Raw genomic sequence first — 11464 nt, forward strand, 5'->3', positions numbered from 1 at the left:
AGCAATTATTGCGGGCGTTGAGACTTAAGCCACCCAATCCCCCGACCGCCCCCCATGCTTCTCCAGCACCCGCACCGCATGAATCACCATCCCCCGATCCACCGCCTTGCACATGTCATACACTGTCAACAACCCCACCTGCACCGCCATCAACGCTTCGATCTCCACCCCGGTCTTGCCAAACGTTTCCACCTGCGCGGTGCAGCTCACGCTGCTGGCTGACGCGTCGACACTGAATTCCACCACCACCCGCGTCAACGCCAGCGGATGACACAGCGGTATCAGATCCGCCGTGCGCTTCGTCGCCATGATTGCGGCGATGCGGGCGATGCCGAGTACGTCGCCTTTTTTTGCGGTGCCTGACTGGATCAATGCCAGCGTTTCCGGCTTCATGCTGATCGTGCCGCTGGCGATGGCGACGCGGTGGGTCTCGCTTTTGGCGCCGACGTCGACTATGTGGGCCTGGCCGGCGCTGTCGAAGTGGGTCAGGCCGTCGTGGGTCGCGCTGTTGTCGGGAGTGGTCATGGCGTGGCTGCGAAAAAAAAGTGGAATGCGGAAGGGCGGAATGCGCCGGTTTGGGCGGCGCGTTGAGCGGGTATCATAGCACCGTGAAATCCACTTCCAGCCACATGGCCCATCCCGCGTTTCTACCGTTTTCCGCAAGGTTGCGCGCCGCCGCGCTGGCCGCTGCCGTGGTGCTGGCGATCGCTGCGCCGCTGGTTGCGGGGGCGTCGAACCTCAACGACAACGTCAACCTGCCCAATCTCGGCGACACCGACCGCGAGTCGCTGTCGCCGCTGATGGAACGCAAGCTTGGCGAAGAAATCATGCGTGACATTCGCCGCAATCGCGATTATCTGGACGATGCCCCGACGCTCGAATACATGAACGAGTTCGGCAACAGCCTGCTCGCCGCCCGGCCGGAGGCGCGCGGCGAAGCGGGCTATGACTATTTCTTCTTTGTCGTGCGCGACCCGCTGCTGAACGCCTTTGCCTTGCCGGGCGGTTTCATCGCGGTCCATTCGGCGCTGCTGCTGGCGGCGCAAACCGAGTCGGAACTGGCATCGGTGATGGCGCACGAGATTGGCCACGTGGCGCAACGCCATATTGCGCGCCAGATCGGGCAGCAAAAGCAGGACGTGCTGATCCCGCTGGCCGGTGCGATTCTGGCGGTGCTGGCGGCCAAGTCGAGTCCCGATGCGTCGGCTGCGCTGCTGGCAGGCTCCGAGGGGATTACGCTGCAACGCCAGCTCAACTTCAGTCGCGACGCCGAGCGCGAAGCCGACCGGGTCGGTTTGCAGATCATGCGCGACGCCGGATTCGAGACCGCTGGCATGGTGGCGTTCTTCGGTCGCCTGCAGGCGGCGTCGCGTGGCTATACCGACGTGATTCCGCCGTGGCTGAATTCGCATCCGCTGACCACCGAGCGCATCGCCGACATCCAGGCGCGCACCCGCGACATGCGTTACCGGCAGCATGCCGACAGCCTCGATTTCCAGTTAATCCGGGCCCGCATGCGCGTGCTGCAGGACGACTCCGAACAAGGCTTGCGCGATGCCAGCGAAGGCTATGCGGCGCAGCTGCTGCAAAAGAGCCGGGCGCAAACCATTGCCGGAAAATACGGCCAGGCGCTGGTGGCGTTCAAGCGCGGCGACCAGCCCAGGGCGCAGCAGTTGTTGCAGGAAGCGCGCACGGTAATGCGCGCCGGCGCGCCGCAGGATGGCGGCGACAGCAGCGTGCTGGATTATCTGGCCATCGATATCCAGCTGGCGGCCAAAAAATACGCCGAGGCGGTCAAGACTGCCGATACGGCACGCCAGCGCTTTCCGTTCTCGCGCGGGCTGGCACGACGCTATGCCGATGCGCTGCTGGCGGCGGGTCGCAATGACGAGGCGATGGTGTATTTGCGTGATCAGATCCAGCTGTACCGGCAGGAGTCGGCATTGCAGGAGCAGCTGGCGCAAGTCTATTCAGCGCAGGGCAAGCTGGCCTTGCAGCATGTCGCGCTGGCCGAAGCGTATGCGATCGATGGCGGTTTGCACGCTGCGATGGATCAGCTGCGCATCGCCCGCAAGGCGCCGGATGCATCGTTTTATGACCAGGCCCTGATCGATGCGCGCGAGCGTGACCTGCAGCAGCGCTGGCGCGATTCCCTGCCGGACAACAAGAAAGACAAGCCGCTGTAAGAACGCCTGACAAGGCGTGTCTGGCAAGGCGCCGCGCCGCAGACAGGCCACCTGTACGCCAAGGCGCGGCAACGCAGCAAGGCGCGTTTGTCAGCCGTTCTGCGCACCGCGTTGCCGGTCAATGCTTTGCTGTGTGCGCTGACACAATCCCGCATACACGTCGTCGTCCAGGTTGAGCGCGGTCCAGGCCGTTTGCGAGACCGCCGACGAGGCTTGCTGACCTTCTTCGGTGGAGGCCAGCTGGTGCACGATGGCATTGGCGATGTGGACCAGCGCAGCCAGAAAGCCGGCGCCCGGGCGATCCGGCGCATGATGTCCTTCGATCGCAAGTCGCATCACGTCGGAAAATTGCCAGTTGGTTGCCAGCAGCGCGCCGGCAGCGGCGTGATCGATCCCGAAGATGGCGACTTCCGCTTCCAGCATGGTGCAATCGTGTTGCTGCCGGTACGCCAGCGCCGCCGCATAGTCCTGCGGAAAGCAGGTCACCAGCACCAATCGGCCAATATCATGCAGCAGCGCCGCGGTGACGGCGATATCCGCCTGCATCCCGATGTGCCGCGCCAGGATCCCGGCCGCGGTCGCCGCCGCGGTCGAGTGCTCCCAGAATTGCTTGTGATCGAAACCGGGGCAGGTGCGTTCCGGAAAGCAGCCGGTCAGCGCCGCCATGATGATCATGGTTCGCACGTGCTGGAATCCCAGCAGCGTGATGGCTTGCTGAATCGTCGTGACTTTGACGCGGGTGACAAAAAACGCCGAATTGGCCAGGCGCAGGGTCTTGGCGGTCAGGGCCAGATCCTGCGATACCTTTTCGGCCAGCACGCTGATGTCGGCATCGTCCTGGTCGACCAGATTGAGCAGGCTCATCACCACGGCGGGCAAGGAGGGCAGGTCATGGATATTGTCGATGACGGTAGATAATTCAAGCACGGCCATCTGTGGTCTCCTGCTGTGGTGGGTGTGATGGCGCGGATCGCGGCCCGCTCAGACAGGCGGATCGGGCTGCGGTCGCGCTACAAAGCCGAAGTGGTTCGCCAGTTTATCGTATGCCAGCCGGCCCAGGAGGTGCTGTTGTGCACAATATGCCAACATTAACGGGGGTGCTGCACCGGGCTGTTCGAGCCAGTCGAGCAACGCGTCGTCGCTGGCCGGCTTGCCGTCGATCTGCAGCAACGGCAAACAGCGCGCGGTGTCGCGGTCATCGAGCAGCGCAACGCAGGCGCCGGCTCGCAGCACCAGTTGACCGCGCTCGGTCAGCCAGCCAGCGTCGAGCCGATCCAGCCGCTGGCCGGTGTGCAGGACGAAGCCCTGTTCCGCATCGAAATGGGCGATATACGGTGTCGCTTCGAGATTCACATACACCCGTTGCGGACCGTTCTGAAAGTACCAGCGTCCGGCGGCATCGCTTTGATAATTGCGGTTGATGAAGGCCAGCAGGGCGACGTGGGCGATGCGGTCGCCAGGCTGGTCGAGCCGTTGCGCGGCTTCGTCGCGCATGCGCCAGTAGCCGCGCGCATCGAGTCCGAGCCAGCCGAAGCAGTGCGGCACGTTGGGCCATTTGGCCATGGCTTGCTTGACGGCGTCATCCATGGCGCGGGCTGCCTTGTTGCAGGAACTTGACGAGGCGGCGCGGCAGCCAGTCGATCCGGCCGGGCAACGACCCCACGGCAAAGCCGACATGGCCGCCGGTGACGGGATATTCCAGCGTGACCTGCGAGGCGGCGGTCTGCGGCAGATGGCGCGCCGGCAGGAACGGATCGTTCTGCGCATTGAGCACCAGCGTCGGCACCGTGATGTCATCGAGTACGTGCCTGGCACTGGCGCGATCCCAGTAATCCTCCGTGTTGCGATAGCCGTGCAGCGGCGCCGTGACCACGTTGTCGAACGCATACAGGTCCCGCGCCGCGAGCATTTTGTCGCGGTCGAACAGGCCCGGGAACTGGTCGAGTTTCTGCAGGCATTTCGGCTTGAGCGTTTGCAGGAATGCACGAGTGTAGATACGGTTGACGCCCGACGACAGCGCTGCGCCGCCACCGGCCAGATCGAGCGGTGCGGAAATCGCGCAGGCCGCATCGATGAAGTCGGCGCCGTGCTGCGATTCGCCCAGCCAGCACAGCAACGCGTTGCCGCCCAGCGAAACCCCGGTGGCATAAAACGCGCTGGCGGCGCGCGCCACGCTGCCGGCCCGTAATTTGCGGATGACCCACTCGACTTCCTGCGCATCGCCGGAATGATAGAAGCGTGGCGCCAGGTTCATTTCGCCGGAACAGCCGCGAAAATGCGGCACCGCGCCAGACCAGCCGAGCGCCTGCGCGTGAGCCATCAGCGAGCGGCAATAGTGGCTGTCCGACGATCCCTCGAGGCCATGAAACATCACCACGAAGGGCATTCCGGGCTTGCCGTCGACGAAATCGACATCGACGAAATCGCCGTCCGGCGCGGTCCAGCGTTCACGCCGGTACTGCACCACCGGCTTGTTGATGCAGGTAGCCGGATAAATGGTTTGCAGATGTCCGCCGGGAAGCCAGCGCGGTGCCTGATAGTCCATTGTTTGCTCCTGTCTGATCGGATCGACGCCGCACGAATTGCCGGCAGCGCAACCGCATGCCCGGCAAGCCGGATCAATGCAACGTGGTCGACGCCTTGACTTCGGCGGCTGCCTTGCCCGGCGCCACGGACGCATGGTGCACGGCAATGCGCCAGCCCAGTGGCGTCTTCACGTACACATTGGTGGCAAGAACGTGACGATCCTGCCGGTCATCGGCGCCACGCATCTGTTCTAACACACTGTGCGTGGCCGCCATCATGTTCTGCATCACATGCAGTTGCAGTGGATGAATATGCACACCGCCCTGTTCGAAAATGGCTTGCCACGAGGCGCGAATGGCGGCGTGGCCAATCAACCGCGGCGCCCCCGGATGGATGCAGACGATTTCTTCATCGTCGGCCCACAGCGCCATGAGCGCGTCGAGGTCGGCGCGACCGAGTGCGTCATAGAAGGCGACTTCGGTGTCGTCGGGCGTGTCGGCGAGATGCTTTTTGCGGGACATGATGGCCTTGGCGCGGTCGTTTGCAGTGCTGGTTGTCAGTGCGAGCGGGCCGACTCGCCGGCCTTCATTGCATATTCGGTGCCGCAATACGGACATTTGGCGTGGCCAGTCTTGCTCATGTCCAGAAAGACGCGGGGATGCGAGGACCAGACCGGCATCGCGTCATTGGGGCAATGGGCTGGCAAATCATGTGCGCCAAGTTCGACAATGGCGGTGGGTGCGGTGTGAGCGGTCATGGAAATTTCCAAAGTTGGCAGGCAAATGAATGCAGAGTTTAGCGGATTCGGGCTGCACAAAAGAATCATCGGTAAAATACGCCTTTAATTCCTCCTGAAATCCGATGAATCCCGCCGAAGTCAGTCCCGACCGCTACGCCTCCCAGCTTGTTGAAAAACGCGCCTTCTCCGAGGGCTTCAAGTTTACGGCTGCGACCATGCCCGGTATTGCGGCATGGGGCATGGTGGCGGGCATGGCGATGGTCAAATCCGGCCTGACGCTGTGGCAGGCGCTCGGCATGACGATGCTGGTGTTCGCCGGCTCGGCCCAATTGGCGGCGCTGCCGCTGATCGCCGCCGGCGCGCCGGAGTGGGTGGTGTTCGTCACGGCGCTGGTGGTGAATCTGCGCTTCGTCATCTTCTCTGCCGTGATCGGACCGCATTTCGCGCATCTGCCGTGGTTCAAGCGACTCTGGTATGGCTACTTCACGGCCGATATCATGATGGGATTTTTCCCCTACCGTTTTCCGGCCGAGACGCTGCATCACCCGGCTGGCAAAGTGGGGTTCTATACCGGCATCTGCTATCCGAACTGGTTTGCCTGGCAGGGCGGCTCGGTCATCGGGATACTGCTGGCAGGGCAGATACCCGAAAGCTGGGGCATCGGCTTCGCCGGCACCATGGCGCTGCTGGCGATCATGATCACGCTGACGATGAACCTGGCGGCGCTGGCCGGTGTCGTGGTGGCCGCCGTGGTGGCGATTGCCGCCGCAAACTTTCCGTACCGGCTTGGTCTGCTGGTGGCGGTGCTGGCCGGGATGGCGGCGGCCATGCTGGTAGACCTGCTGATCGATCAACCCGCCAAGGAAAAAGCCCCATGAGCACCATCGAAATCTGGATCACGATTGCACTGCTGACGCTGGCGACGCTGATTTCGCGCAGCACCTTCTTCGTCCTTGGCCACGCCGTCAAGTTGCCGGAGCGAGTGCAACATGCGCTGCGCTACGCCCCCGCCGCGGCGATGGCAGCCATCATTGCACCGGACCTGATGCTGGCAGGCGGAACGCTCAATCTCAGTCCGGCCAATCCGCGCCTGCTTGCGGCGGTGGTGGCAACCGTGTTTTTTATTGGCACCAAGCATCTATTGGGGACGATCATCGTCGGCATGGCGGCTTACACGCTGCTGCGCCTCTACCTGTAGAACGCCAAAACGGGTTTTTCGACATGGCGCTGGGGTAAAATAGCGCCTCCCCAATCACTGACGACGACACTTGCCCATGCAATTCAAACGACTCAGCGATCTGATCGCCAGCGATCAACTCGACGCAAAACGCGTCTTCATCCGCGCCGATCTGAACGTGCCGCAGGACGATGCCGGCAACATTACCGAAGACACGCGCCTTCGCGCCTCGGTGCCGGCCATCCGCATGGCACTCGACGCCGGCGCTGCCGTGATGGTGACCTCGCACCTGGGACGTCCGACCGAAGGCGAATTCAAACCGGCCGATTCGCTCGCGCCGATTGCCGTGCGTCTGGCCGAACTGCTGGGGCAGCCAGTTGAACTGCGCCAGAACTGGGTCGACGGCGTCGATGTCAAGCCGGGACAGGTGGTGCTGCTGGAAAATTGCCGCGTCAATCGCGGCGAGAAAAAGAACGATGAAGCGCTGTCGCGAAAAATGGCAGCGCTGTGCGATGTCTATGTCAATGATGCGTTCGGCACCGCGCACCGCGCCGAAGCCACCACCTACGGCATCGCCCAATTTGCGCCGATCGCCTGCGCCGGCCCGTTGCTGGCCGCCGAGCTCGATGCGCTGGGCAAGGCATTGAACGCGCCGGCGCGGCCGCTGCTGGCGATTGTCGCCGGTTCCAAGGTGTCGTCCAAGCTGACCATCCTCAAGGCGCTGGCTGCCAAGGTCGACCATCTGATTGTCGGCGGCGGCATCGCCAACACCTTCATGCTGGCGGCCGGCCTGAAGATCGGCAAATCGCTGGCCGAAGCCGATCTGGTCAATGAGGCCAGGGAAATCATCGCGCTGATGACCGCGCGCGGCGCCTCGGTGCCGATTCCGACCGACGTTGTCTGTGCGAAAGAATTTTCGGCCAGCGCCGAAGCCACCGTCAAGAACGCCACCGATGTCGCTGATGACGATCTGATCCTCGACATCGGTCCGGTTACTTCGGCGCTGCTGGCGAGCCAGATCGCGCAGGCCGGCACCGTGGTCTGGAACGGCCCGGTGGGCGTGTTCGAGTTCGACCAGTTCGGCAACGGCACGCGCACGCTGGCGCTGGCCATTGCCGATGCCAAGGCGTTTTCGATTGCCGGCGGCGGCGACACGCTGGCCGCCATCGCCAAGTACGACATCGGCAGCCGCATCGATTACATCTCGACCGGCGGCGGCGCATTTCTCGAATTTTTGGAAGGCAAAACCTTGCCGGCAGTGCAGGTGCTCGAACAGCGCTTCACCAGTTAATTCTGCTGAATTCACTCCTACAACCAAAGGCCTCCATGTCGCTCTCCCGCGCCACAAAAATCGTTGCCACCATCGGCCCCGCCTCGAACGATCTGGAGACGCTGACACGGATGATCGAAGCCGGCGTGAATGTCGTGCGCCTGAATTTTTCGCATGGCCAGGCGCAGGACCACATCGACCGCGCCGCCATGGTGCGCCAGGCGGCAGCCAACTGCGGCCAGGAAATCGCCATCATGGCCGATCTGCAAGGCCCGAAGATCCGGGTTGGCAAATTCGAGAACGGCAAGATCGAGCTGGTCAAGGGCGCCAGCTTCGTGCTCGATGCCGCCTGCGCGCTGGGCAACCAGGACACGGTCGGACTCGACTACAAGGAATTGCCGCGCGACCTGCGCGCCAACGACGTGCTGCTGCTCAACGACGGGCTGATCGTGCTGATCGTCGACAAGATCGTCGGCAGCCAGATCCACACCACGGTGCGCATTGGCGGCGAGCTGTCCAACAACAAGGGCATCAACCGCCAGGGCGGCGGCTTGTCGGCGCCGGCGCTGACGGCCAAGGACATGGAAGACATCAAGACCGCCATGAGCATCAAGGCCGATTACGTCGCGGTGTCGTTTCCGAAGAGCGCGACCGACATGATGATGGCGCGCCAGCTGGCCAATATCGCCGGTGAAGCGTTCGGCCACAAGCCGCAGATGATCGCCAAGATCGAACGCGCCGAAGCGATTCCGGTGCTGCAGGAGATCCTTGACGCGTCCGACGGCATCATGGTCGCGCGTGGCGATCTGGCCGTCGAAGTCGGCAATGCCGCCGTGCCGGCGCTGCAGAAGCGCATGATCAAGATGGCGCGCGCCTCGAACAAGATCGCCATCACCGCCACGCAGATGATGGAGTCGATGATTTTCAATGCGGTGCCGACCCGCGCCGAAGTCTCGGATGTCGCCAATGCGGTGCTCGACGGCACCGACGCGGTGATGACCTCGGCTGAAACGGCGTCGGGGCGTTATCCGGTCGAGACGGTCGAAGCCATGCACGCCATTTGCATCGAAGCCGAAAAATCCGAGGATTACAAGCTCGACGCCGATTTCCTGAATGTGACGTTTACCCGCATTGATCAGTCGATTGCGTATGGCGCGCTGTTTACCGCGTACCATCTGCGCGTGAAGGCGATCGTGGCGCTGACCGAATCCGGGTCGACCGCGCTGTGGATGAGCCGACACAACATCGATATTCCGATCTACGCGATGACGCCGAGCGTGGCGACCCAGCGCAAGACTGCGCTGTACCGCAATGTGCGGCCGTTCGAACTGGAACAGTCGACCGATTCCGAAGCCGTGCTCAAAGATGCACAAAGCTTGCTCCTTGCCAAAGGGCTGGTCCAGAAAGGTGACATGATTGTGGTCACCTGGGGCGAGCCGATGGGGCAGGCAGGCGGCACCAACGCCCTCAAGATCATGAAGATCGGCGACCGCTGAACCGAATTTTATCTAGCTCTGGAGTTAAATCATGGCACTCGTCTCAATGCGTCAACTGCTCGACCACGCTGCCGAAAACGGCTATGGCCTGCCGGCCTTCAATGTCAACAATCTGGAACAGGTGCAGGCCATCATGGCGGCCGCCGATGCCGTTAATTCGCCGGTCATCATGCAAGCCTCCGCCGGTGCGCGCAAATATGCGGGCGAACCGTTCCTGCGCCATCTGATCGAAGCGGCGATCGAATCGTATCCGCACATCCCGGTCGTCATGCACCAGGACCACGGCCAGTCGCCGGCGGTCTGCATGACTGCGATCCGCTCCGGCTTCACCTCGGTGATGATGGATGGCTCGCTCAATGAAGACGGCAAATCGGTCGCCAGCTACGAATACAACGTCGAAGTCTCGCGCCGCGTGGTCGAGTTCTCGCACGCCATTGGCGTCACCGTCGAAGCCGAACTGGGCGTGCTCGGTTCGCTTGAGACGATGATGGGCGACAAGGAAGACGGCCACGGCGCCGATGGCCAGATGACCCGTGAACAGCTGCTCACCGATGTGGCGCAGGCCGCCGACTTCGTGCAACTGACCCAGTGCGATGCGCTGGCGATTGCCATCGGCACGTCGCACGGCGCCTACAAGTTTTCACGCAAGCCGACCGGTGACATCCTGGCAATCGACCGTATCAAGGAAATCCACACCCGTATTCCGAACACGCATCTGGTGATGCACGGTTCGTCGTCGGTGCCGCAGGAACTGCTGGCCGAGATTCGCGAGTTCGGTGGCGACATGAAGGAAACCTATGGCGTGCCGGTCGAAGAAATCCAGGAAGGCATCAAGCACGGCGTGCGCAAGATCAACATCGACACCGACATCCGTCTGGCGATGACCGGCGCGATCCGCCGCTACCTGTTTGAAAACCCGTCCAAGTTCGATCCGCGCGACTACCTGAAGCCGGCCCGCGATGCAGCGATGCTGGTCTGCAAGGCGCGTTTCCTGTCGTTTGGCTGTGAAGGCCAGGCTGGCAAGATCAAGCCGATGACACTCGAAAAAATGGCCGAGCGCTACAAGAAAGGCGATCTCAAGCAGATCGTTCAATAACCCGACATCAGTCCGCAAGGACCACCCAACGGCCGGCAGTGCGCATGCATTCCCGGCCGGATTTCATGGAAAAACTATGACCAGTCTCTATCAATCCGACATCGACTCCCTGCCACTGCTGGGCCGTGGCAAGGTGCGCGACAACTACGCGGTCGGTGACGACCAGATCCTGATCGTCACCACCGACCGGCTGTCGGCGTTCGACGTGGTGATGAACGAAGCGATCCCGGACAAGGGACGCGTGCTCAACCAGATGTCGAATTTCTGGTTCGACCGGCTGGCTGAGATTGTCCCGAATCACCTCACCGGCATCCCGCCCGAAAGCGTGGTGCACGAAAACGAAATCGATCAGGTGCGCGGCCGCGCCGTGGTCGCCCGGCGTCTGCAACCGATCATGGTCGAAGCCGTGGTGCGCGGCTATCTGATCGGCTCCGGCTGGAAGGATTACCAGGCCACCGGCTCGGTCTGCGGCGTGGCGCTGCCGGACGATTTGCAACTGGCGCAAAAGCTGCCCGGCCCGATTTTCACGCCGGCGGCCAAGGCCGAACTCGGCGCGCACGACGAGAACATCACCTTCGACGACATGGAGCAGCGCATCGGCAAAGAGCTCGCTGCCAAGATGCGTGATGTCAGCATCGCGCTGTACAAGGCCGCCGCCGATTATGCCGCCACCCGCGGCATCATCATCGCCGACACCAAGTTCGAATTCGGACTCGATGAAGAGGGCACGATGTACCTGATGGATGAGGTGCTGACAGCCGATTCGTCGCGCTTCTGGCCGGCCGATTCGTACGTGGTCGGCACCTCGCCGCCATCGTTCGACAAACAGTTCGTGCGCGACTATCTGGAAACCCTGACCGACTGGCCGAAGACGGCGCCGGCGCCGCATCTGCCGGCCGACGTGATCGAAAAGACCGGCGCCAAGTACCGCGAGGCGCTGCAACGCCTGACCGGCACCACGCTGGAGGACTGAC

13 protein-coding genes are annotated in these 11464 nt (G+C 62.7%); 7 read left to right on the forward strand and 6 right to left on the reverse strand.

Going from position 1 to position 11464, the window contains the following annotated elements; genetic code table 11:
• Positions 1–24: 24 nt before the first annotated feature.
• Positions 25–525: a cyclic pyranopterin monophosphate synthase MoaC gene (gene moaC, locus RCH09_RS12080; protein ID WP_326941348.1), complete on the reverse strand. Its 501-nt coding sequence runs from the start codon at positions 523–525 to the stop codon at positions 25–27.
• A gap of 104 nt (positions 526–629) precedes the next feature.
• Between moaC and RCH09_RS12085 the strand changes: the two genes are divergently transcribed.
• Positions 630–2186 (forward strand): beta-barrel assembly-enhancing protease, encoded by a 1557-nt coding sequence (locus RCH09_RS12085; protein WP_326941377.1) that lies wholly within the window; start codon positions 630–632, stop codon positions 2184–2186.
• 90 nt (positions 2187–2276) lie between these two features.
• Here the strand turns inward: RCH09_RS12085 and RCH09_RS12090 are convergent, their stop codons facing one another.
• The 5 genes from RCH09_RS12090 to RCH09_RS12110 form a co-directional block, all read right to left on the reverse strand.
• Positions 2277–3119, reverse strand: a complete 843-nt coding sequence (locus RCH09_RS12090) for an HDOD domain-containing protein (RefSeq protein WP_326941349.1) — start codon at positions 3117–3119, stop codon at positions 2277–2279.
• Positions 3120–3167: 48 nt separating this feature from the next.
• A complete protein-coding gene (locus RCH09_RS12095; RefSeq protein ID WP_326941350.1) occupies positions 3168–3773 on the reverse strand; it encodes a DUF2946 family protein in 606 nt (201 codons plus the stop codon).
• Positions 3766–4731 carry a YheT family hydrolase gene (locus tag RCH09_RS12100; protein WP_326941351.1) on the reverse strand — a complete coding sequence of 322 codons (966 nt, stop codon included), beginning with the start codon at positions 4729–4731 and terminating at the stop codon, positions 3766–3768. The genes RCH09_RS12095 and RCH09_RS12100 overlap by 8 nt, the downstream gene beginning before the upstream one ends.
• A 73-nt stretch (positions 4732–4804) precedes the next feature.
• Positions 4805–5233, reverse strand: coding sequence for a YybH family protein (locus RCH09_RS12105; protein ID WP_326941352.1), 429 nt, complete (start codon positions 5231–5233; stop codon positions 4805–4807).
• A gap of 35 nt (positions 5234–5268) precedes the next feature.
• Positions 5269–5469, reverse strand: a complete 201-nt coding sequence (locus tag RCH09_RS12110; protein ID WP_326941353.1) for a zinc-finger domain-containing protein — start codon at positions 5467–5469, stop codon at positions 5269–5271.
• Between the two features lie 104 nt (positions 5470–5573).
• Here RCH09_RS12110 and RCH09_RS12115 point away from each other — a divergent pair, with 104 nt between their 5' ends.
• The 6 genes from RCH09_RS12115 (at position 5574) to RCH09_RS12140 (ending at position 11463) form a co-directional block, all read left to right on the forward strand.
• Complete coding sequence (locus RCH09_RS12115; protein ID WP_326941354.1) at positions 5574–6329, forward strand: AzlC family ABC transporter permease; 756 nt, start codon at positions 5574–5576, stop codon at positions 6327–6329.
• The gene (locus tag RCH09_RS12120; protein WP_326941355.1) at positions 6326–6649 is read left to right on the forward strand and encodes an AzlD domain-containing protein; all 324 of its coding nucleotides are present in this window, start codon (positions 6326–6328) and stop codon (positions 6647–6649) included. Before RCH09_RS12115 ends, RCH09_RS12120 begins: the two co-directional genes overlap by 4 nt.
• Before the next feature lie 76 nt (positions 6650–6725).
• A complete protein-coding gene (locus RCH09_RS12125; RefSeq protein ID WP_326941356.1) occupies positions 6726–7919 on the forward strand; it encodes a phosphoglycerate kinase in 1194 nt (397 codons plus the stop codon).
• 35 nt (positions 7920–7954) lie between these two features.
• A complete protein-coding gene (gene pyk / locus RCH09_RS12130; RefSeq protein ID WP_326941357.1) occupies positions 7955–9394 on the forward strand; it encodes a pyruvate kinase in 1440 nt (479 codons plus the stop codon).
• 31 nt (positions 9395–9425) lie between these two features.
• A complete protein-coding gene (gene fba / locus RCH09_RS12135; protein WP_326941358.1) occupies positions 9426–10490 on the forward strand; it encodes a class II fructose-bisphosphate aldolase in 1065 nt (354 codons plus the stop codon).
• Positions 10491–10566: 76 nt separating this feature from the next.
• Positions 10567–11463: a phosphoribosylaminoimidazolesuccinocarboxamide synthase gene (locus RCH09_RS12140; protein WP_326941359.1), complete on the forward strand. Its 897-nt coding sequence runs from the start codon at positions 10567–10569 to the stop codon at positions 11461–11463.
• Position 11464: the final 1 nt, after the last annotated feature.

Origin of the sequence: Actimicrobium sp. GrIS 1.19, from assembly GCF_035984655.1 — a bacterium.
GTDB lineage: Bacteria > Pseudomonadota > Gammaproteobacteria > Burkholderiales > Burkholderiaceae_D > Actimicrobium.